A 20,705-nucleotide genomic window follows, 5' to 3' on the forward strand; every position below is an offset into this window, starting at 1 on the left:
GGCCGCCCCTGGTGGGCGGGCCCGCGCGACGGGGGTGTGCCTGGTCAGGCGAGCTTGGCGGTCAGCGTGATGGGCGTGGCCTTCAGCGCCTGGCTGACCGGGCAGCCCACCTTGGCCTCCTCGGCGGCGGCGAGGAAGGCCGCCTCGTCGATGCCGGGGACGGTGCCCTCGACGGTGAGGTGGATGCCGGTGATGCCCTCGCCGGGCTGGAAGGAGACGTCGGCGGAGGTGATGAGCTTGGTGGGCGGCGTCCCGGCCTTGTTCAGGATGTTGGAGAAGGCCATGGAGTAGCAGCTGGAGTGGGCGGCGGCGATCAGCTCCTCGGGGCTGGTCTTCCCGTTCGCCTCCTGGGCGCGCGACGCCCACGTGACCGGCTGCTCGCCGATCGCACCGGAGGTGTCGAAGGTGACGACGCCGTTGCCCTCGAGCAGGCTGCCTTCCCAGACGGTGTGTGCGGAGCGCGTGGTAGCCACGGTTCTTCCTTTCGCGTGCGGACTCGCGGTGGGGCCCGTTCCCGGGTCCCGTGCCCCCATCCGATCACACCCGTGGCGCCGCGTCCGCGCACGCGCCGAATTTCAGGCCGCGCGTTCCTCGCTGCTCTCCAGCGGCACCTGAGGGCCGTTCGACTCGCGCAGCCAGCGGCGCAGGACGCGGTGGACGTGCTCGGCGCCGACGAGTTCCGCCCCGTCCGCCACCGGTGCGGACAGGACGAGCGGGGACAGCAGGAAGGGCCTGCCCTGGGCGCCGCCGAGGCCGCCGTGGGAGCCGATCTGCTCCTCGAAGGCGAGGACTTCGCCGTCGGCCGGGTCGTGGAAGGAGTTGACCATGATGTCGGCGGTATGCGGGAAGGAGTGCGTACGGCGCACCGCGTCGGCCGCGCCCGGCCCGAACGCGGCGAGCGGGCCCGGGTCGTCGTCGAGGGCGGCCAGCGGGATCTCGGCGCCGTTCGCGCCGAGGACGAGCCCGCCGTGCTCGTCGCTGCGGACCAGCAGGAAGCCGACGCCGGGGTGGTTGGCGAGGGTCGGCAGCAGCGCGGGGTGGCGGGCGTCGATCTCCTCCTTGCTCATTCGGTGCGTGACGTCCGGGAAGGAGACCAGGCCGAGGTTGCCGGAGGCCAGCACGATCGGCTCCGGGCGGCGCGCCGGGCGGTGCCGCTCGCCGCCCTCCTCGACCGGGATGCGCAGGGCGGCACGGACGGCGGCCCGGGCCTCCGTCCCGCTGCGGGTGCGCTCCGCCCTGCGCGGCACGGGCAGTCCGCAGCCGGCCCGCACCAGGTCGCCGAGGGTGAGGCCGTAGCGGGAGCGGAAGGTCTCGCCGGGGCTCTGGCCGTGGTCGGACAGCACGACGATCCGGTACGGGCGCGGGGCGTGCTCGGCGACGTTCTCGATCAGGGCGAGCGACCGGTCGAGGCTCTCGAGGACCTTCTGCGCGTCGCGGCTCGCCGGGCCGGAATGGTGGGCGACCTCGTCGTAGGCCACCAGGTCGGCGTAGACGGCGGTGCGGCCCACGAGCATGTCGCCAGTGACCGAGGCGACGACGACGTCCCGCTCGACGACCGTCGCGAAGGCCCGGACGAACGGGTAGAGGCCCGCGCGGGAGACCCTCGGGCGCTGCTTGCGGAGGCGGGCCCGGGTGGACTGGCCGATCTCCCGGCCGACGTCGGCGACGAAGGACAGGGCGGTGCGTACGGCGTTGGCCGGATCCGAGAAATAGGCGAAGTAGCCCGCCCGGGAGCGGTTCTCGCGGCTGCGGCGGCGAGTGGCGATGGACAGCACGAGGGCCTGCTGTTCGGCGCCGCCGCTGAACAGGTTGCCGCGGCTGGCGCCGTCGACGGCGAGCAGACCGCCGTGTCCGGCGTATCCGACGGCGCGGCGCTGGAGTTCGGCGGCGCTGGTCGGGCGGTTGCAGACGACCACCTCGCGGGTGTCCTTCTCGTACCAGCGGAACGCGGGGACGTCGTGGTTGCTGCCGTGCAGGATGCCTAGCTGGCTGGCGCCGGTCTGGCTGGACCAGTCGGTGCGCCAGGGGGTGAGGCGGTGGGTGGAGCGGCCGCCGTCGCCGACGTCGAGCCAGCGGGCGACGGTGGGCATCAGGCCTTTGCCGACCGCGTCCAGCAGGACGTCGTGGCCGACGCCGTCGAGCTGCACGAACACCGTGCCGGGGCTGGACGGGCTGGGCGGCCCTGACCGGCGGCGGCGGTCGGAGAGGCGGTACAGCCGGCGGCGGTAGGCGTCGTCGTCGCGCACGGCCAGGGCGGCGCCGGTGGCGGACGCCACGGCGGACATCACGGCGGCGACCACGACGGCGGTCTCCGGGGCGGCGGCGCCGCGCTCGGCGGGGTTGAGTCTCAGGGCGAGCAGCAGCAGCGCGCCGTTCAGGAAGAACACCAGCAGCCCGAGCACGAGCGCCGGTACGAGGAGCAGGAGCCGGACGAGCAGCGGCCAGACCACGGCCGACAGCAGACCGAAGGCGCCGGCGCCGAAGGCCGCCGTGACGGCGATGTCGGTGGCGCTGTCGCCGTCCGCCGACCGGAGCCGGAAGTCCGGCAGAATCCCCGCGAGCAGCAGCAGGGTGACGGTGGAGACCGCCCACACGGCGACGCTCCGTCCGACCTGACTGGCGACCCGCCGCCACCGCACGCCCCGCACGCCCAGCCACCTCACGTCCCGGCCCGCCCCCGCGGGCTCTTCCCCACCCTGTCACAACGCCAGGGGAACGCCTTGTGTCCCTCGAAACGCCCCCGTGAAACCCCCGGCGGACCTAGGGCCTGTCGTTTGGATCACGCCGCAGACGCGGGGCTTGGCACGCACATCTGCCGCGTTGTCGTCACTCGCCGACGCTCCGCGTCGACTCCCTCCTCCGCCTTGCAGCTGCACGCGCCAAGCCCCGCTCACCGGCGCCGAACAACACCGTCTCTTTCCTGCGGCCTGATCCAAACGACAGGCCCTAGGTCACGCCTCCCGCCGCGCCCGGGTCAGCGTCCGTCGTAGCCGGCCGTCGGCATCGACAGCCGGCGGTGCACGCACGCCTTCATCGCCGCGTCGTAGGCCGGCTCCGCGTGCCCGACCGTCTCGACGCGCACCCCGCGCTTCGCGCACTCCGCGGTGAACTCCTCGACGGACGCGAGCGCGCTCTCGAGCACCCGTCGGCTGGGCGCCACGAACAGGTCGATGCCGGGCCGTACGCCGTCCCACAGGGCACCGTGGTCGGGCCGCAGCCCACGGACCAGTAACTCCCGGCTGACCACATAGCCCCGCTCGGCGGCCCAGCGGGAGCACATCGCGTGCTGGCTGCGGGAGTCGACCAGGAACGGATCGTCGTCCAGCTCCTCCAGCGGCGTCAGACTCGCGATCGCCGTGACCCGGACCGGCACCATGGCGTCCCCCCTCACCTCCGGTTTGGCCGCCGACCCTACTCCTGCCCGTAGGCTTCGGGGAGTCGCGCGAAGGAGGCAAAGAAGTGCCGGTGGAGATCACCTGGTGGGGTCACGCCACTTGCACGGTCGAGGACTCGAACGTACGCGTGCTCACCGATCCCCTGTTCGCACGCCGGCTCGCACACCTGCGGCGCCGGCGCGGAGCCCTGCCGCCGCCCGGCGCCCTGGACGCGGACGTGGCACTGGTCTCTCATCTGCACGCCGACCATCTTCATGTGCCGTCGCTGATGCGGCTCGCTCCGGGCACGCGCCTGCTCGTGCCCCGGGGCGCGCGCCGAGCGGTGCCCGGACTGCGCCGGCTCGCGCACCTGCGGGTGAGCGAGGTGGCGCCCGGGGACGAGACCCCGGTCGGCGATGTCGTCGTACGGGCCGTGCCCGCGCGGCACGACGGGCGGCGGCTGCCGCTCGGACCGCACCGCGCCCCCGCGCTCGGCTATGTCATCGCCGGCGAGGCCCGGACGTACTTCGCCGGGGACACCGGGCTGTTCGACACGATGGCCGAGGAGGTCGGGCCGGTGGAGGTGGCGCTGCTGCCGGTCGGCGGCTGGGGACCGTACCTGGGCGAGGGGCATCTGGACGCGGGACGGGCGGCGGAGGCGTTGGCACGACTGGCGCCGTGCAGTGCGGTGCCGGTGCACTACGGCACGTACTGGCCGATCGGGATGGACGCCGTGCGCCCCCATGAATTCCATGCGCCGGGGGACGAATTCGTACGGCTGGCGGCCGGCCGGGCACCCGATGTGGCGGTGCACCGGCTCGGGCACGGGGAGAGCGTGCGCCTGAAGGGCACGCGGTGAGCTGGAGCGCGCCCGTGGCGCAGGCCGGTCTGCCCCTGCTGGCGGCGTCGGCCGTCACCCCGGCGGCCATCGTGCCGACGTCCACGCAGCAGGCGGTCGGCTATCCGACGCTCTTCCTGCTGGTGCTGGCCGGGGCGCTGGTGCCGGTGATTCCGACGGGGGCGCTGGTGAGTTCGGCGGCCGTGGTCGCCTTTCACCAGACGTCGCCCCTCTCGCTGGCGATGGTGTTCCTGACGGCGTCGCTGGCGGCGTTTCTCGGGGACGCGACGCTGTACTGGCTGGGGCGGCGCGGGCTGAGGTCGAAGAACGGCTCGCGCTGGCTGGAGGCGATCCGGGCGCGGGCGCCGGAGGACCGGCTGGCCCAGGCGCAGGAGAAACTCGCCGCGCACGGTGTCGCGGTGCTGGTGCTGTCCCGGCTGGTGCCGGCGGGGCGTATCCCGGTGATGCTCGCCTGTCTGCTGGCGGAGTGGCCGTTGCGGCGGTTCTCGCGGGGGAATCTGCCGGCGTGTCTGGCGTGGACGCTGACGTATCAGTTGATCGGGATTCTCGGGGGGTCGCTGTTCGACGAGCCGTGGGAGGGTGTGGTGGCGGCGATCGTGCTGACCTTGGTGATCAGCGCGGTGCCGGCTGTTGTGCGGCGGGTTCGGTAGCGCCGTAGGGGTTGTGGTTGTTTTCGGAGTGCGGGTGGTGTGTGGTTGATCGCGCCCACGCGGCGGAGCCGCAAATTCACACAGCCCCGCGCCCCTTGGTCTACTGCAGCACCCTTGAAGCGCCCACCGGCATGTCCCAGAGGTTGTCGCGTGCCAGGCCTGCCTTTTCCCAGGCCGCTCGTACGCGCTGGAGGGGCTCCAGGACCGGCTCCGCCGACAGGACGAAGGTCGCCCAGTGCATGGGGGCCATGCGGCGGGCGCCCAGGTCCTGGGTGGCCCGGACCGCCTCCTCCGGGTCGCAGTGGACGTCTCGGAGCCACCAGCGCGGGTCGTAGGCGCCGATGGGGAGGAGGGCGAGGTCGATGCCGGGGTAGCGGCGGCCGATGCGGGAGAACCAGTGGCCGTAGCCGGTGTCGCCGGCGAAGTAGACGCGCTGTCCGTCCCGGTCGGTGAGCACCCAGCCGCCCCACAGGCTGTGGCAGGTGTCGGTGAGGGTGCGCTTGGACCAGTGGTGGGACGGGACGAAGTCGAAGCGGACGCCGTCCAGTTCGGCCGCCTCCCACCAGTCGAGTTCCGTGACGCGGGTGAAGCGGCGGCGGTGGAACCAGCGGGCGAGCCCGGCCGGGGCGAACACGGGAGTGTCGCGCGGGAGTCTGCGCAGGGTGGGGGCGTCCAGGTGGTCGTAGTGGTTGTGGCTGATGACGACGGCGTCGACGCGCGGCAGCTCGTCCCAGGGGACGCCCACGGGGGTGATGCGGGCGGGGGTGCCGAGGATCCGGCGGGACCAGACCGGGTCGGTGAGGATCGTGAGGCCGCCGACGCGCAGTACCCAACTGGCGTGCCCCGCCCAGGTGACGGCGATCGTGCGGGCGTCGACGCGGGGCAGCGGGCCGGGGGCGTAGGGAAGCCGGGGGATGTCGGCGAGGCCTTGGGGGCCCGGTCTCACGGAGCCTTCGCGGGCGAAGCGGGCGATGGCCTTCAGACCGGGGAGCGGGGCGGTAAGCCGGTCGTGGAAGGTACGCGGCCACACTCTCCGCTCGGCCAGCGGCCGGGGTTCGGCCAAGGGCGGGTACGGGGGCGCGAGCGGGGACGGCAGTGCCGGGTCGCCGGCTTCTTGGGTGTTCGTACCGGTGGTCGACTCGGACTGCTGCGTCATCGAGGAGGCTCCCATCGCTGAGCTTCGTCACGGAGGTCGTCGAAGACCGACTTCAGCCGGTGCAACGCCCGTCGCACATGCGTCAGTTCCAACGGTGCGGGTGAGGTGAGGCATTCCGCGCGTTCCCGGTCGGAGGCGGGCAGCAGTGCGCCGGTGGACAGCCGCACGCGCGGGGCTTCGAGGTCGTCGCCGAAGCGGTGGCCGCCCGGCGCGGGCATGCCGAGGCGGGCGGAGAGGAAGTCCTCCAGTTCCTGTGCGTCGCCCACGCCGTGCGCGGTCAGCGCGGGGCGCAGCGGGGCGAGGTCCACGTAAAGGTGCCGGCCGGCCTGCGGAGGCCGGGAGAGGGCCCCGGCGGCGACGACGGCGGAGTGCGCCGCGGCGGCCACGCGCGCGTGCAGGCGCACGGTGGCGGCCACGCGCTCCTTGACCGGGTCCGGTTCGGCCAGGACGTACCCGGCTGCCGCGGCGACCGGGGCGGCGACACGGGCGTCGAGCGCGGTGAGGACGTCGAGCACGCGCGCGTGGAGGCCGTCGCCGTCCTCCCCGGCCGGGAAGCGGGCCACGGCGGCGGGCCAGCCGGGCGGGAGCAGGGAACCGGCAAGGTCGGTGACGACGGTGACCCGGTCGGGCAGCATCTCGGCGGGACTGAGCAGCACGGTGTCGTGCGGGTCGTGCAGGGTGTCGCGCCAGGTCTCGTCGCTGACCAGGTGCAGGCCCTCCCCCTGGGCGGCCTCGACGGTCTCGTGCAGCAGCTCGGGAGGGGCGACGGTCGCGGTGGGGTCGTCGGCGACGGACAGCACCAGCAGGCGCGGGTCGCCGCCCTCGGCGCGGACCCGGCGCACGGTCTCCAGCAGGGCGTACGGATCGGGGACGCCGCCGCTCTCCGGCGGGGTCGGCACATGGAAGGCCGGCCGCCCCAGCAGGCGGGCGTACGGCGCCCACCAGGCCGCGCAGGGCCTCGGCACCAGGACGTCACCGCCGAGCGCGGCGGTCAGGGCGAGCAGCAGGGAGGGCGCACCGGGGCCGGCGGCCGCGCGGTCGGGGGCGCAGTGCAGTCCGCGCCGGTCCCAGTAGCCGCAGGCGGCCTCCCGCAGCGCGGGGCCGCCGCCGACCGGCTCATGGTCACCGCGGGACGCCGCCGCGGCGAGCACCGCCGACAGCTCCGGCAGGACCGGGAGCCCGTCCTCGGGGAGCGGCGGCCCGAACCGGACGGGGCCGTGGCCTTGCGGGTCCGTCCGCCGCATCCGTACCTCCGCAGTGCCTGGTGCCGCCGTGTTCTGGTGATCCGTACGGTGCGGCTCGTGCCCTCGGCCAGTGAGTACCCAGGGTGCCGCCGCCCCATGGGCGCCCCGCCGGGTTGTGACGGTCACAGCATGAGCGGGCCGGGCCGGGGAAGCGGGCCGTTTCCGGGGGCGCCGCGGAACGGTCCGGGCAGGTCAGCGGTAGGGATCGCTCTCCCGGTTGCGCAGCCGGTGCGCGGCGGCGCCGAACGCGCCGGCGATCAGCAACCCGCCCGCGACCAGGGCCGGCACGGAGTCGGTGAAGGCACCGCCGTCACCGGCCCGTACCCCGCGCTGGATCACCGCTCCGCCGCACTCGCTGTCGTGGGGGTGGTGCGAGGGGTGATCCGGTTCGGGGCACGGCTTGTGCGTGGGCCGGTGCGTGGGCTCGTGGGTCGGCTTGTGATGGCCACCGCCGCCGTGGGCCACCGTGAACGTCGCGCTCCACTCCTTGCCCTGGCCGCCGGGAGCGGCCGGGCAGGTGCCGTCCACGGTCCACGCCGAGTCCTCCCCGAGGGCGTCCGGATCGCCCTCGAAGTTCTCGGCGGACGCGATGCGGGCCGTGCCCCGGTAGGCGGGCCCGGACACCTTGTCGTCGTTGCCGGTCACCCTGCGCAGCTGGACGGTGCCGTCGTCGAAGGCCTGCGACGTGGCGTCGATCGTGTCGGGCGGGGGCCCACCGGTCGGATCACAGCTCACCGAGATGGTGAGCGTGCCCCCGGGCTCGACGGTGGCGGGACTGACCTCGGCGGCGGGTTCGGCGAAGGCGGCGGGCGCGAAGCCCGCCAGGGCGGACCCGGCGAGAACGGCGACGGACAGGGCGTGAAGGCTGCGGCGCATCGAGGGGACTCCTTCGGTAGTCATACCCCTCTGCCATCACAGCCCGGCCGCGACAGGGCCGCGCGAAACCGGACCCCATTAGCGGGACAGCGCCCTCCAACAGAGTGAACTGCAACCCCCTAGGGGCGCGGGCCGGCGCTACCCGGCATCCCGCATCACCTGCTCCCGCACCCGCCCGCAGCACCGGCTGATCAGCCGGGACACATGCATCTGCGAGATCCCCAGCTCCTCGGCGATCCGGCTCTGCGTCATGTCGGAGAAGAACCGCATGTACAGGATCGCCCGCTCCCGCTCCGGCAGCGCGGCCAGCCGGTCCTTCACCGCCTCACGGTCCACGACCGTGTCCAGCGCGGGATCGGGCGACCCGAGCGCGTCGCTCAGGGAGTACCCGTCCTCGCTGCCGGGCAGCTCCGCGTCCAGGGACAGGGCGGTGAAGCTCTCCAGCGCCTCCAGACCGGTCTTGACGTCCTCCTCGCTCATCTTCGCGTGCTCGGCGATCTCGGCCACGGTGGGCCGGCGGCCGGAGATGGTCTGGGACAGGTCCTGTGAGGCGAACCGGACACGGTTGCGCAGGTCCTGGACCCGGCGGGGTACGTGCAGGGTCCACATGTGGTCACGGAAGTGCCGCTTGATCTCGCCGGTGACGGTGGGCACGGCATAGCTCTCGAAGGCGTTGCCGAGTTCCGGGTCGTACCGGTCCACGGCCTTGACCAGGCCGAGGGCCGCGACCTGGCGCAGATCGTCCAGGTTCTCGCCTCGGCTGCGGAAGCGCCCCGCGATGCGGTCCGCCATGGGCAGCCAGGCCTCGACGATCTCGTCGCGGAGCGCGTCGCGTTCCGGGCCGGCGGGGAGGCCGGCGAGCCTGCGGAAGGCCTCGGCGGTGTCGGGGGCGTCGTCGTGGGGGTGCTGCTTCGTGCTCGTGTGAGTCGGCATGATGCGTCGCAATTCCCTTGCAGGTGCTCTGGGTTGGACCGTCACCGTGGGAGCGCATCCGCTGCGGGACAGGGGCGCCGGTGGCGACGCTTCACGCCGCTCCCACGGACGTGCCTCCTGTCCGAAGCACTGAGGTGCGCCTGCCCCGGGCCCTCACACGCAAACCCGGAGAGGTTTTCCACGGTCGCGCAGGGTGACCTGACGCGGACCGGCGAGCGGCGGCCGAGCAGGGCTTCAGGGCGAAGGGGCGGGAGTTCCCGCCGGGGTGGGAGAAGCGGCGGCGGCCGCGGAAGCGGGGGGTACGGGCACACCGGCCGGTTCATGCCGGCCGGCGTTCTCCTCGGGCAGCAGCAGCTCCTCGTACCGGCCCAGAACGAGCACTGCTCCGAGCATGAGCACCGGGATGAGCACAGCGAGCATCGCCATGACGGGTCCTTCCCCAGGGAGGTGTGGGGGGTGTGATCCGGGTCTCCCCCAGGCCGTGGCGCAAACCAGGGCGGGTTGTGGGGATCCGGTGTGCCCAACCCGTGTCGGCTTCCGGTGTTCGGGTACGCGGTGCGGACCCCCGAAGGTCTGGAGGGAAACATGCAGCGAGGCAGCGACCGGCTGAGCGTCCACCGGGACGACGAGATGAAGCACGAACTGCAGGGTCTGCTCAGGTCCGGGCACCCCACCCGCAGTGAGGAGTGGCACGACCCGGAGCCGGCCGCCGAGGACGACCCCGAGGTCGCGCACGGGCCGGTGACACCGAGCCGTGCGCCGACGTCTCTGGAGTCGGTACGGCTGGATCTGGCCCGGATCCTGGGCCGCAAGGCGTTCCCGGCGAGTTCGCGCGAGCTGGCCCGCGAGCTGCGCGGCCACCAGGCGCCCGACACCCTCGTCGAGGCACTGGAGCGGCTGCCGCGGCAGGAGCGCTACGGCAATGTCCAGGAACTGGCCCAGGCCCTGATCCGGGCCCGCGAGACCGGGCCGGAGGAATACGCGTAGTGACCGCGCCAGGGGCACCGCGGCGTGCCGGCCGGTGCGCCGCGGTACCCCTGCCGACCTGGGAACGGAGAGAGGGCCCCAGTGATGGCCGAGTTGGTGAAGGACGTGATGACTCCGGGTGTGGTGGCCGTGCGCCCGGACGCCTCGCTCGTCGAGGCGGCACAGTTGATGCGCACGCAGAACATCGGCGACGTGGTGGTCGCCGACGGACAGGACGTGGTCGGAGTACTCACCGACCGTGACATCGCGGTGCGGGCCGTCGCCGACGGCGCCGATCCGATGACGGTGAGCGCGCAGACCGTGTGCACCCCGGATCCGGTGACGGTGTCGCCGGACGACCGGGTGGCGACCGCGGCCACGCTGATGCGCGAGCACGCGGTGCGCCGGCTGCCGGTGGTGGAGAACGGGCTGCCGGTCGGCATGGTGAGCCTCGGCGACCTGGCCGAGGCCGAGGACCCCGCGTCGGCGCTCGCCGACATCAGCCGCGCCGAGCCGGACGCCCGGGGCGGTGCATGAGCACGGACCAGGCGAAGGAGATCAGCGCCTCCGGCGTCACCGTCGACGTCGGTGACGCCACGACCCGCTATCTGCTGTACGGGCTGCTGCCCAGCTGGTTCGTGCCGGGAGTGGCCGACTGGGTGATGCACCGGCGGACCCGCATCGAGGAGACCGCCGGCACCAAGGAATCACTGATCCACTCCCTCATGATGGCCGAGGTCGGCATCCCGATCGCGCTGACGCTGCGCTACGAGGTCAACCCGCTGCTGCTGAGCGTGCAGCTGGGCGGGGCCGCGGTGCACGAGGCGACGGCGCTGTGGGACGTCCGCACGGCCGTCGGGAGCGAGCGGGAGGTCAAGCCGGTCGAGCAGCACATCCACAGCTTTCTGGAGTCGCTGCCGTTCGGGGCCCTGGCCGCGCTGATGTGCCTGCACGCCGACCAGGTCAAGTCGCTGCTGCGCGGCGGCGAGGGCGATCCGGACGCGTGGCGTCTCGTGCCGCGCCGGCGCCCGCTGTCGCGTGGCTATCTGGCGGGTATCGCCGCCGCGATCGGCACGTGCGTGCTGCTGCCGTACGGCGAGGAGCTGCTGCGGTGCGTCCGCACGGGCCGCAAGAACAAGAAGAACCGTTCCGGGAAAGGACGTTGAGCATCATGCGTATCGCGTTTCTGGTCGCGCCCGAGGGCGTCGAACAGATCGAGCTGACCGATCCGTGGCAGGCGGTGAAGGACGCCGGCCACGAGCCCGTGCTGGTGTCGACGAAGCAGGGGAAGATCCAGGCGTTCGACCACCTCGACAAGGCGGACACCTTTCCCGTGGACGAGGTGGTGGGCGAGACCGCGCCCGACTCGTTCGGCGGTCTTGTGCTGCCCGGCGGCGTGGCCAACCCGGACTTTCTGCGGATGGACGACAGGGCCGTCGCTTTCGTCCGGGACTTCTTCGAGCACGGCCGGCCCGTGGCGGCGATCTGCCACGCGCCCTGGACGCTGGTCGAGGCGGACGTCGTACGCGGCCGGGAGCTGACCTCCTGGCCGAGCCTGCGGACGGACATCCGCAACGCGGGCGGCACCTGGGTGGACAAGCAGGTCAAGGTCTGCGACCACGGCGCGGGCAAGCTCGTCACCAGCCGCAAGCCGGACGACCTCAAGGCGTTCTGCGAGACCTTCCTCGAGGTGTTCGCCGAAGAGGCCGGCTGAACGCCCTGTCACCGGGCGCGTGTCCTTCGAGGGGCTCAGGTGCCGGGGGTCGTGGGAGTCGCCGACTCCCCGCTCCCCCGCTCCCGGGCCCCTTCACGGGTGCGGCCCGCGGCCACCGGGCGCCGCGGGTTGCGGCGCAGGTACTCGCCCTCGAGCTGCGCCATGCGCTCGTTGTGGGCCCGCAGCGCGTCGTTCGACCCGTACAGCAGCGTGTCGTGGCGCGTGCGGTGGATGGTCTCCAGCTCCTTCATGAGCTGCTGGTCGTCCAGCCGGTCAGGGTCCACTCCGGTCATGGTGTCGCCCCGCTCGTCGTGTTCGTGTCCGCGGTACGGGTACCCGCCCGGTGCAACTGAGCACTACACCCGATCGGCACCCGGGAGGGAGCCATGGATCTCGCCTTTCTGCACCCACTCTACGAACACTCGGGCCCCTGGGCCTCTGTGTACGTCGACACCTCCCGGCACACGGAGGACACGCCTCACGAGCGGCAGCTGACGGCCCAGGCCATGGCCAGGCAGCTTGCCGCGCAGGGCGCGGACGAGGCGACCTGCGAGGCCGTGCAGAACGCGATCGAGGATCTGCGGCACTCCTCCGAACCGCACGGCCGGGCCTTGTTCGCGCGCGACGGCCAAGTGGTCCTCGACCCGCCGCTGGCCCGCCCTCCGCAGGCCGGCGACTGGGCCGAGTGGGCCCCGCTGCCGCGCGTCACGCCCCTGCTGGAGCTGGCCGGCGAGGACCCGGTCTGCGTGGTGGCCTACGTCGACCGCAAGGGCGCGGACTTCGAGCTGCGCAGCGCGCTGGGCCGGGAGGACTCCGGGAGCGTCACCGGGCGGCAGTGGCCGGTGCACCGGACGAGCTCCGCGGACTGGTCCGAGCGGCATTTCCAGTTGCGAGTGGAGAACACCTGGGAGCACAACGCCGCGGAGATCGCCGACGCGCTCGCCGTGTGCCAGGAGGAGACACAGGCCGACCTGCTGATTCTCGTCGGCGACGACCGTGAGCGGCGGTCGGTGCACGACCGGCTGCCCAAGCGGCTGCACGGCCTGGTGGCCGAGGCGCCGCACGGCAGCGGCAGCCGGCTCCTCGACGAGGACGTGGAGCGGGCCCGCGCCGAGCATGTGGCGCGGCAGGCCGAGGCGGAGCTGGAGCGGTTCCGGGCCGGCCGGAGCCCGGACGACGAGGGCCGGGCCCGGGCCGTGGAGGGCGTGCCCGCGCTGATCGAGGCGGCACGTGAGCACCGGATCGACGAGCTGCTGATCAGGCCGAACGGGCCGGACGCGCACCGCGAGGTGTGGATCGGCGAGGACCCTGACCAGGTGGCTGTACGGCGCACCGATCTGAAGATCCTCGGTGAGCAGCACTCGTGGCCGGCCCGGGCGGATGACGCGCTGATCCGGTCGGCGGTGGCCACGGATGCGCACGCGCTGGCGGTGGCGGAGGAAGAGGTGCCGGTGGGGGGACTCGGGGCGTTGCTCCGCTGGAAGTAAGCGGAGCTGTTGTGCGCCCAGCCGCCATAGGGGTGCTTGCCGCCGCGCGTGTGCGGGTGCGTCGTGGCTGGTCGCGCAGTTCCCCGCGCCCCTAACGGGCGCGTTCCACTCTGCGTTCGTCCCAGACCGGGTCCGGGGTTTCCCGGACCCGGCCGTCGCTGCCGAAGACCAGGTAGCGGTCGAAGGAGCGGGCGAACCAGCGGTCGTGTGTGACCGCGAGGACCGTGCCCTCGAAGGCCTCCAGGCCCTCCTGGAGCGCCTCGGCGGACTCCAGGTCGAGGTTGTCGGTCGGCTCGTCGAGCAGCAGCGCGGTGACGCCCTGGAGCTCCAGCAGGAGGATCTGGAACCGGGCCTGCTGGCCGCCGGACAGCCGGTCGAACGTCTGCTCCGCCTGGTTGGTCAGCTCGTAGCGGCGCAGCCGGGACATCGCGGCGCCCCGGTCCTGCGCGTGCTCCTTCCACAGGATGTCCAGGAGCGTGCGGCCCTCCAGCTCCGGGTGGGCGTGGGTCTGCGCGAAGTGGCCGGGCACGACCCGGGCGCCCAGCTTCCAGTGCCCCGTGTGCGCCACGTCGCCGCCGGCGAGCAGCCGCAGGAAGTGGGACTTGCCCGAGCCGTTGGAGCCGAGGACGGCGACCCGTTCGCCGTAGAAGACCTCCAGGTCGAAGGGCTTCATCAGGTTGGTGAGTTCCAGGTGCTCGCAGGTGAGCGAGCGGACGCCGGTGCGGCCGCCCTTGAGGCGCATCCTGATGTCCTGCTCGCGCGGCGGCTCCGGGGGCGGGCCGGCCTCCTCGAACTTGCGCAGACGGGTCTGGGCTGCCTGGTAGCGGGACGCCATCCCGTCGCTGTTGGTGGCGGCCTGACGGAGGGTCAGCACCAGCTTCTTCAGCTGGGCGTGCTTCTCGTCCCAGCGCCTGCGCAGCTCCTCGAAACGGGAGAAGCGTTCCCGGCGGGCCTCGTGGTACGTCGCGAAGCCGCCGCCGTGCATCCAGGCGTCGGCGCCGGCGGGGCCGGGTTCCAGGGAGATGATGCGCTGCGCCGAGCGGGCGAGGAGTTCGCGGTCGTGGGAGACCAGCAGCACGGTCTTGCGGGTCTCGGCGAGCCGCTCCTCCAGCCAGCGCTTGCCGGGCACGTCGAGGTAGTTGTCCGGCTCGTCGAGCAGCAGCACCTCGTCGGTGCCGCGCAGCAGCGCCTCCAGCACGAGCCGTTTCTGCTCTCCGCCGGAGAGCGTGCGGACGAGTCGCCACTGGGCCCTGTCGTACGGGATGCCCAGGGCCGCCGTGGTGCACATGTCCCACAGCGTCTCGGCCTCGTAGCCGCGTGCCTCGGCCCAGTCGGCGAGGGCCTGGGCGTAGGCGAGCTGGGCGGCCTCGTCGTCGACGGTCATGATGGCGTGCTCCGCGGCGTCGACGGCACGGGCCGCCTCGCGGATGCGGGGCGTCGCGACGGACACGAGCAGGTCGCGTACGGTCGTCTCGTCGCGTACGGACCCGACGAACTGCCGCATCACACCGAGGCCGCCGCCCACGGTGACGGAACCGCCGTGCGGCTTCAGTTCACCGGCGAGCATGCGCAGCAGGGTGGTCTTCCCGGCACCGTTGGGCCCCACGAGGGCCACGACGGCGCCCTCCCCCACCCGGAACGACACATCGCCGAGCAGCGCCCTTCCGTCGGGCAGGTAGTACTCCAGGTGCGCGGCTTCGAGGTGACCCATGGGCAGGAATTCTGCGGCGCCGGGACGTGCGGGGCAAACGCATTTGGCGCGGGCGACGCCGAGCACGGTGAAAGCGACGGTGCGCCCACCCCCCTCCGGGTACCCGCAGCCCCATGACATCCCCCGACCTGGACCTCACCACACCGAAGCCCGGGCACCACCCCCTGCGCGACCGCGTCCTCGCCCTGGACCGCCGTCTCTTCGAGTCCGCGGCCGGCCGGCACTGGCCCGGGGCGGACCACGTCCTGCCCCGTCTCTCCCGCGGCGCGAACCACGGCGTCCTGTGGTTCGCGACCGCGGCCGCCCTCGCGGCGAGCCGTACACCCCGCGCCCGCCGGGCGGCGACCCGCGGGCTGGCCTCGCTGGGCCTCGCCTCCCTCGCCATCAACACCCTCGGCAAGCGCTCGGTGCGCCGGCCCCGCCCCGCCCTGGACCCGGTCCCGCTGATCAGGCAGCTGAAGCGGCAGCCGATCACCACGTCGTTCCCCTCCGGGCACGCCGCGTCGGCCGCCGCCTTCGCGACCGGTGTCGCCCTGGAGTCCCCGGCCTGGGGCGCGGTCGTCGCCCCGGTGGCCGCCTCGGTCGCACTCTCCCGCGTGTACACCGGCGTCCACTTCCCGAGCGACGTCCTGGCCGGCGCGGCCCTGGGCGCGGGCGCCGCGTTCGCCGTACGGGGCCTGGTGCCGACGCGGTCGCAGGCCCTCCCGCCGGCCCGGCCCCGTGCCGAGGTCCCGGCGTTGCTGGAGGGCGAGGGGCTCGTGCTCGTGGCGAACACCGCCGCGGGAACCGCCGAGCGTGCCCGCGCCCTGCGCGACGAGCTCCCGCGGGCCGAGGTCGTCGAGTGCGAACCGCAGGACGTGGCCGCCGAGTTGGAGAAGGCGGCCGGCCGCGCCCGGGTCCTCGGCGTGTGCGGCGGCGACGGCACCGTGAACACCGCCGCCCGCATCGCGCTGAGCCACCGGCTGCCCCTCGCCGTGCTGCCCGGCGGCACCCTCAACCACTTCGCCTACGACCTGGGCGTGGAGGACGCCCGCGACCTGGCCCGCGCGCTGCGCCAGGGCGATGCGGTACGCGTGGACGTCGGCCGGTTCTCCTGCGGCGAGGAACACGGCGTCTTCCTCAACACCTGCAGTGTCGGCGTCTATCCGGAGCTCGTGCGGGAGCGGGAGCGCTGGTCGCACCGGATCGGCGGCTGGCCGGCCGGTGTGCTCGCGGCCCGGCGCGTGCTGCGCGCGGACCGGCATCCGCTGGAAGCCGAGTTCCAGGGCCGTACGCGTCCGCTGTGGCTGCTGTTCGCCGGGAACGGCACCTATCACCGCGTGGGGCTCGCGCCCGGACGCCGGCTGGACCTCGCGGACGGGCAGCTCGACGTGCGGGTCGTGCACGGCGGGCGCCGGCCCGCCGCGCGGCTGCTGGCCGCCGCGCTCGCGGGACCGCTGACCCGTTCGCCCGCCCATGCGGCCGTCCAGGTGGGGCGGCTGCGCCTGGACCACGTGGCGCCGGGCACGCTGCTCGCCTACGACGGCGAGGTCATTGACGTCGAGGGCCGCGTGACCCTGGAGAAGCTGCCCGAGGCGCTGACCGTGTACCGGCCCGTCACCGGCTACTGACTGACACTCCGTCAGTCCATATAGCAGGATACGGGTCTCATCATGCGGCCCCGATGCGTACGGTGATCCCATGCCGACCGGAGGAACGGAAGGGGTGGGATCCGCCATGCCGGAACCACGGGAGACGGCCGTCTACACGCACGGGCACCATGAGTCGGTGCTCCGTTCGCACACCTGGCGTACCGCCGCCAACTCGGCGGCGTATCTGCTGCCCTCGATCGAACCCCGCATGACGATCCTGGACATCGGCTGCGGCCCGGGCACCATCACCGCCGACCTGGCGGAGCTCGTGCCCGGCGGGCACGTCACCGGTGTCGACCGGGCCCCGGAGATCCTGGAGCAGGCCCGTGCCACCGCGGCCGGGCGGGGACTGGCCAACACCGACTTCGCCGTCGCGGACGTGCACGCCCTGGACTACCCGGACGACACCTTCTGCGTGGTCCACGCCCACCAGGTGCTCCAGCACGTGGGGGATCCGGTGCGGGCCCTGCGGGAGATGAAGCGGGTCGTCAGACCCGGTGGCATCGTCGCCGCGCGGGACGCGGACTACGCGGCGATGACCTGGTATCCGGCGTCCGCGGGGCTCGACGCCTGGCTGGACCTCTACCGCCGGGTCGCCCGGGCCAACGGCGGTGAGCCGGACGCCGGGCGCCGGCTGAAGGCCTGGGCGCTGCGCGCCGGGCTCACGGACGTCACGGCGACCTCCGGGACATGGACCTTCGCCACGCCTCAGGAGCGGGCCTGGTGGAGCGGACTGTGGGCCGATCGCACCCTTGCCTCCACGTATGCGGACCGGGCCCGGCTGGGCGGGCACGCCGGTGAGGAGGAGCTGCGGGCCGCGGCACGGGCGTGGCGCGAATGGGGCGAGCAGGAGGACGGCTGGTTCAGTGTCCTGCACGGAGAAATTCTCTGCAGAAAGGAAGCCTGAAACAGAATTTCGGGGACACCCTGAATGCAGGAGGTCATATCATGGTTCCCATTCTGCTGGTGCTGCTTCTGGCTTTGGTTCTGTTCGGTGCCGGATTTGCAGTAAAGGTACTCTGGTGGATCGCGTTGGCGGTTCTCGTCCTGTGGCTGCTGGGATTCTTCGTGCGGGGCACGTCGGCAGCCGGGAGCCGAGGCCGGTGGTACAGGTGGTGAATCAGCCCGCTGATTCAGCAGGCTGATTCAGCCCCCGTCGCGGGGAAGCAGCGGTCCGAGCGGCCCGAGGTCCAGATTGAGGTCCTCGGGCCGTAGTCCGTAGCGATCGCGCAGTTCCGCCATCCGCTCCTCGAGCAGCATGAGCGTGAGCCCGACCCGCTCCTCCTGCTCCTCGCTCAGATCCCCCACGTCGAACCTGCGCAGCGCCTGCCGCTCCATGAGCTGACGCAGCAGTTCCACCACCGTCAGCACGAGTTTGACCAGGTCGCGCTCGACGGTGTCGGGCTCCAGGTCCATCCGGTTGCGCTGCGGACGAGGGTTGGGCCGGGGGGTGGGGCCGGGGCTGTCGGCCGACATCACAGCAACTCCTCGAACGGTGAGGACACCTGGGCGTTCACCGAGCTGATGAGCGCGTTGAGATCGATCCGGACCAGGTCGACGTCGGCGATGCGCAGCGTGATGTCCCCCGTGATCACGACGCCGCCGGCGAGCAGCCGGTCGAGCAGGTCCACGAGGGCGACCTCACGGCGTTCCACTACGGTCAAGGCTTCTCTCCGTCGGTCATGTGGCCTCCCCGGCGAACGAATAGGCCGCCCAGGGGCCGGTGAGTTCGATGCGCATTCCGGGCGCCTCGCCCTTCGTGCGGTCCACCAGCTCCACGAATTCCTCGGAATTGGCGCGCGGCACCAGATATGCGGCATTCAATACGTTCCGCCCGGTCGCCTTGGAAAGCGCGGGATTCTGCGGAGGGTGCAGCCGGGAATCCTCCGCGAATGCGGAAAGGTTTTCGTGCAGTCGGGTCGAGAAATGCTCGGCCTTCTGCCACATCTCCTCGTGCGACCTGGTCTGCATGCGCCGCTGCCGCAGATAGTCCCGGCCCGACGCGGCTTTCTGCGCGGGCCGGGGGCTTTCCTGCTGTTCGGACTCGGCGTACACCTTCACGCCCCATTCGACCCGGCCCTCCAGCCGGTCGAGGGTGCGCTGGAAGTCCTCTTCGCGGGCCTCCATCATCATCCGTACGCCGCTGTCGTCCCGGAAGACGGTGCCGAGCCGCAGCGGCAGCGGGGTCGTGACGGTGGTGAGCGCGTCGATCACGCCCTGGTGGGCGCGGGCGGTCTCGGTGAGCCAGTCCAGGTCCTCCAGATGGCGGTGGAGCGGTTCTTCGGCGAAGTCCCGCTCCGGCACATGACTGACCACGGCGACGAGACCGTGATGGGTCAGCGCCCGGGGCGGATCGCCCGCCACCCCGGACAACTGGGACTGGAGCGGCGTACCGAAGGGGCGGCAGACGGCGTAGACGTACCGCAGTCCGGTCACGGGGCCTCCTTCTTCTCCGCGCGGCCCGGCTCCAGCTCCTCCAGCCGGGCCAGCCTCTCGCGCAACTCGGCGTTTTCACGGGTCAGTTCATCACGGCGGGCCCGGGAGCTCAGGTTCGGGTCGCTCTCCCACCAGTCGATGCCCATCTCCTTGGCCTTGTCGACGGAGGCGACGATGAGCCGGAGCTTGATCGTGAGGAGTTCGATGTCGAGCAGGTTGATGCGGATGTCGCCCGCGATGACTATGCCCTTGTCCAGCACCCGTTCCAGGATGTCGGCCAGGTTGGCACTGCTCCCCTGGCCGCCGTAGGGCTCGGGCATCCTGCTGGGCGTCGTCATCGCCGGCTCCCTGCCTCGGCTTCCTCTTCGTCGTACTCCTCGTCCTCGTACTCGGCCTCAGGCTCGTCCTCCGCCTCCTCCTCGGGCTCGTCCTCGTCTTCGTACTCACCCTCGGCTTCGTCCTCTTCCTCGTACTCGCCTTCGGGCTCCTCTTCTCCCTCTTCCTCTCCCTCTTCCTCGTACTCGCCCTCGGGCTCCTCGTCCTCGGTGCCCTCCTCGGCCTCCTCCTCGGACTCCTCCTCGGCCAGCGCGTCCTCGTGGCTGCGGACGACCTCGCCGTCGCGGATCTCGCCGCGCCAGCCGTCCTCCGCCTCACCCTTGATCGTGATGAAGCGGACGAAGTTCTTGAGGTCGAGCCGGGCGCGGCGGCCCTGGGCGCGCCAGATGTTGCCGGTCTTCTCGAAGAAACCGGAGGGGTAGTACTCGATGACCAGCAGGACACGCGTGAGGCTGTCGGTGAGCCGGTGGAAGGAGACGACGCCCTTCGTCGTGCCCTTGGCGCCCTCCGAGGTCCAGGCGATGCGGTCGTCCGCCACCTGCTCGGTCGTCTTCGCCTTCCAGCTGCGGTTGGACCACCAGATCTTCGCCTGCCAGTCGGAGTGGGTGTCGTCGTCGCGGCTCGCGCTCTTGACGCCCTTCGCGAAGGTGGAGAAGTCCTGGTACTGCGTCCACTGGTCGTACGCGGTGCGCAGGGGTACGCCGACATCGATGTGCTCGATGATGACGGTGGGCTTGTTGCCGCTCTTGCCCTTGCCCTTCCCTTTGCCGCCGCCCAGGTTCTTCAGGGCGCCAGTGACCTTGTCCTTGATGCGTGAGCCGCCGGTCTCCATGGCGACGCGCAGCGGGCCCTTGCCCTCGGCGAGCTTGCGGCCGCCGTCGAGGGCGAGCTTCGCGAAGCCGGGGCTGTTGCCCTCGGCGATGTCGTTCAGTTTGCCGGTGGTCTCGCCGAGCTTGCGGCCCACGCCGGTGAGCATGCGCGTGGCCTGGGCCGCGAGGTACTCCTGCAGCTCGGCCTTCAGCCGGTCGGCGGCCTCGCTGTGGGCCACGTCGCTGAGCGGGTTCTTCGTCGCTCCGTTTGCGGCGGACTTCGCCGATCCGAGAGTGTCGGTCATCCCTCACCGCCTCCCTTCGGCAGCCGGGACCGGGCGCTGCCGCCCCTGTTCCCGGCAGAGGTCGCCTTCTTGGCGGCCGTGGTCTTCTTCGCCGCCGGCTTCCGGCCCGCCGTCTTCTTCGCGGGGGCCTTCTTGGCCGTGGTCTTCTTCGCCGCCGCCGTGGTCTTGGCAGCGTCGTACCGCCGGCGTGGTCGCCCGGGAGCTGCGAGCGGCCGGGC

General features: G+C 72.5%; 25 protein-coding genes and 1 pseudogene. 10 read left to right on the forward strand and 16 right to left on the reverse strand.

Annotation, left to right across the window (positions count from 1 at the left end; translation table 11 throughout):
* Positions 1–44: 44 nt before the first annotated feature.
* From ACWIF2_RS34670 to ACWIF2_RS34680, 3 genes are all read right to left on the reverse strand, one after another.
* Positions 45–473: an OsmC family peroxiredoxin gene (locus tag ACWIF2_RS34670; RefSeq protein WP_454364855.1), complete on the reverse strand. Its 429-nt coding sequence runs from the start codon at positions 471–473 to the stop codon at positions 45–47.
* Between the two features lie 102 nt (positions 474–575).
* Positions 576–2,648, reverse strand: a complete 2,073-nt coding sequence (locus tag ACWIF2_RS34675; RefSeq protein ID WP_454364856.1) for a phage holin family protein — start codon at positions 2,646–2,648, stop codon at positions 576–578.
* Between the two features lie 326 nt (positions 2,649–2,974).
* Positions 2,975–3,376, reverse strand: a complete 402-nt coding sequence (locus tag ACWIF2_RS34680) for a hypothetical protein (protein ID WP_454364857.1) — start codon at positions 3,374–3,376, stop codon at positions 2,975–2,977.
* An 83-nt stretch (positions 3,377–3,459) separates the two neighbouring features.
* Between ACWIF2_RS34680 and ACWIF2_RS34685 the strand changes: the two genes are divergently transcribed.
* The gene (locus ACWIF2_RS34685; RefSeq protein ID WP_454364858.1) at positions 3,460–4,233 is read left to right on the forward strand and encodes an MBL fold metallo-hydrolase; all 774 of its coding nucleotides are present in this window, start codon (positions 3,460–3,462) and stop codon (positions 4,231–4,233) included.
* A 14-nt stretch (positions 4,234–4,247) separates the two neighbouring features.
* Positions 4,248–4,883 carry a DedA family protein gene (locus ACWIF2_RS34690; RefSeq protein WP_454364859.1) on the forward strand — a complete coding sequence of 212 codons (636 nt, stop codon included), beginning with the start codon at positions 4,248–4,250 and terminating at the stop codon, positions 4,881–4,883.
* Positions 4,884–4,983: 100 nt separating this feature from the next.
* Here ACWIF2_RS34690 and ACWIF2_RS34695 read toward each other — a convergent pair whose 3' ends face one another.
* From ACWIF2_RS34695 to ACWIF2_RS34715, 5 genes are all read right to left on the reverse strand, one after another.
* Positions 4,984–6,039 (reverse strand): MBL fold metallo-hydrolase, encoded by a 1,056-nt coding sequence (locus tag ACWIF2_RS34695; RefSeq protein WP_454364860.1) that lies wholly within the window; start codon positions 6,037–6,039, stop codon positions 4,984–4,986.
* A complete protein-coding gene (locus ACWIF2_RS34700) occupies positions 6,036–7,283 on the reverse strand; it encodes an aminotransferase class I/II-fold pyridoxal phosphate-dependent enzyme (RefSeq protein ID WP_454364861.1) in 1,248 nt (415 codons plus the stop codon). The genes ACWIF2_RS34695 and ACWIF2_RS34700 overlap by 4 nt, the downstream gene beginning before the upstream one ends.
* A gap of 192 nt (positions 7,284–7,475) precedes the next feature.
* Entirely contained in the window at positions 7,476–8,159 is a 684-nt protein-coding gene (locus tag ACWIF2_RS34705) for a hypothetical protein (RefSeq protein ID WP_454364862.1), read from the reverse strand.
* 138 nt (positions 8,160–8,297) lie between these two features.
* A complete protein-coding gene (locus ACWIF2_RS34710) occupies positions 8,298–9,092 on the reverse strand; it encodes an RNA polymerase sigma factor SigF (RefSeq protein ID WP_454364863.1) in 795 nt (264 codons plus the stop codon).
* 234 nt (positions 9,093–9,326) lie between these two features.
* Positions 9,327–9,518: a hypothetical protein gene (locus ACWIF2_RS34715; RefSeq protein WP_454364864.1), complete on the reverse strand. Its 192-nt coding sequence runs from the start codon at positions 9,516–9,518 to the stop codon at positions 9,327–9,329.
* 159 nt (positions 9,519–9,677) lie between these two features.
* Between ACWIF2_RS34715 and ACWIF2_RS34720 the strand changes: the two genes are divergently transcribed.
* The 4 genes from ACWIF2_RS34720 to ACWIF2_RS34735 all read left to right on the forward strand — a co-directional run bounded on the left by ACWIF2_RS34720 (position 9,678) and on the right by ACWIF2_RS34735 (position 11,772).
* Positions 9,678–10,079: a DUF2795 domain-containing protein gene (locus ACWIF2_RS34720; RefSeq protein WP_382486728.1), complete on the forward strand. Its 402-nt coding sequence runs from the start codon at positions 9,678–9,680 to the stop codon at positions 10,077–10,079.
* Positions 10,080–10,163: 84 nt separating this feature from the next.
* Complete coding sequence (locus ACWIF2_RS34725; protein WP_454364865.1) at positions 10,164–10,595, forward strand: CBS domain-containing protein; 432 nt, start codon at positions 10,164–10,166, stop codon at positions 10,593–10,595.
* On the forward strand, positions 10,592–11,224 hold the full coding sequence (locus ACWIF2_RS34730) for a diguanylate cyclase (protein WP_454364866.1): 633 nt from the start codon (positions 10,592–10,594) through the stop codon (positions 11,222–11,224). The genes ACWIF2_RS34725 and ACWIF2_RS34730 overlap by 4 nt, the downstream gene beginning before the upstream one ends.
* 5 nt (positions 11,225–11,229) lie before the next feature.
* Positions 11,230–11,772: a type 1 glutamine amidotransferase domain-containing protein gene (locus tag ACWIF2_RS34735; protein ID WP_454364867.1), complete on the forward strand. Its 543-nt coding sequence runs from the start codon at positions 11,230–11,232 to the stop codon at positions 11,770–11,772.
* 35 nt (positions 11,773–11,807) lie between these two features.
* Here ACWIF2_RS34735 and ACWIF2_RS34740 read toward each other — a convergent pair whose 3' ends face one another.
* Entirely contained in the window at positions 11,808–12,065 is a 258-nt protein-coding gene (locus ACWIF2_RS34740; RefSeq protein WP_382486735.1) for a DUF6158 family protein, read from the reverse strand.
* Positions 12,066–12,158: 93 nt separating this feature from the next.
* Between ACWIF2_RS34740 and ACWIF2_RS34745 the strand changes: the two genes are divergently transcribed.
* Positions 12,159–13,259, forward strand: a complete 1,101-nt coding sequence (locus ACWIF2_RS34745) for a baeRF2 domain-containing protein (protein ID WP_454364869.1) — start codon at positions 12,159–12,161, stop codon at positions 13,257–13,259.
* A gap of 91 nt (positions 13,260–13,350) precedes the next feature.
* Here ACWIF2_RS34745 and ACWIF2_RS34750 read toward each other — a convergent pair whose 3' ends face one another.
* On the reverse strand, positions 13,351–14,970 hold the full coding sequence (locus ACWIF2_RS34750) for an ABC-F family ATP-binding cassette domain-containing protein (protein WP_454364871.1): 1,620 nt from the start codon (positions 14,968–14,970) through the stop codon (positions 13,351–13,353).
* Between the two features lie 113 nt (positions 14,971–15,083).
* Between ACWIF2_RS34750 and ACWIF2_RS34755 the strand changes: the two genes are divergently transcribed.
* From ACWIF2_RS34755 to ACWIF2_RS34765, 3 genes are all read left to right on the forward strand, one after another.
* Positions 15,084–16,580 carry a phosphatase PAP2 family protein gene (locus tag ACWIF2_RS34755; protein WP_454364873.1) on the forward strand — a complete coding sequence of 499 codons (1,497 nt, stop codon included), beginning with the start codon at positions 15,084–15,086 and terminating at the stop codon, positions 16,578–16,580.
* 106 nt (positions 16,581–16,686) lie between these two features.
* Positions 16,687–17,508, forward strand: coding sequence for a class I SAM-dependent methyltransferase (locus ACWIF2_RS34760; protein WP_454364875.1), 822 nt, complete (start codon positions 16,687–16,689; stop codon positions 17,506–17,508).
* Between the two features lie 41 nt (positions 17,509–17,549).
* Complete coding sequence (locus tag ACWIF2_RS34765) at positions 17,550–17,720, forward strand: hydrophobic protein (protein WP_382486744.1); 171 nt, start codon at positions 17,550–17,552, stop codon at positions 17,718–17,720.
* Between the two features lie 27 nt (positions 17,721–17,747).
* Here ACWIF2_RS34765 and ACWIF2_RS34770 read toward each other — a convergent pair whose 3' ends face one another.
* From ACWIF2_RS34770 to ACWIF2_RS34795, 6 genes and pseudogenes are all read right to left on the reverse strand, one after another.
* Entirely contained in the window at positions 17,748–18,077 is a 330-nt protein-coding gene (locus tag ACWIF2_RS34770) for a gas vesicle protein K (RefSeq protein WP_454364877.1), read from the reverse strand.
* Positions 18,077–18,265: a gas vesicle protein gene (locus ACWIF2_RS34775; protein WP_184588487.1), complete on the reverse strand. Its 189-nt coding sequence runs from the start codon at positions 18,263–18,265 to the stop codon at positions 18,077–18,079. Before ACWIF2_RS34775 ends, ACWIF2_RS34770 begins: the two co-directional genes overlap by 1 nt.
* A 16-nt stretch (positions 18,266–18,281) precedes the next feature.
* On the reverse strand, positions 18,282–19,037 hold the full coding sequence (locus ACWIF2_RS34780; protein ID WP_454364879.1) for a GvpL/GvpF family gas vesicle protein: 756 nt from the start codon (positions 19,035–19,037) through the stop codon (positions 18,282–18,284).
* Entirely contained in the window at positions 19,034–19,375 is a 342-nt protein-coding gene (locus tag ACWIF2_RS34785; protein WP_215117553.1) for a gas vesicle protein, read from the reverse strand. The genes ACWIF2_RS34780 and ACWIF2_RS34785 overlap by 4 nt, the downstream gene beginning before the upstream one ends.
* Positions 19,372–20,487: an SRPBCC family protein gene (locus ACWIF2_RS34790; RefSeq protein ID WP_454364882.1), complete on the reverse strand. Its 1,116-nt coding sequence runs from the start codon at positions 20,485–20,487 to the stop codon at positions 19,372–19,374. Before ACWIF2_RS34790 ends, ACWIF2_RS34785 begins: the two co-directional genes overlap by 4 nt.
* A pseudogene (locus ACWIF2_RS34795) lies at positions 20,484–20,705 on the reverse strand (DNA primase); the annotation flags it as partial. The gene ACWIF2_RS34790 and the pseudogene ACWIF2_RS34795, both read right to left, overlap by 4 nt.

This window comes from Streptomyces sp. NPDC055506 (assembly GCF_053643595.1).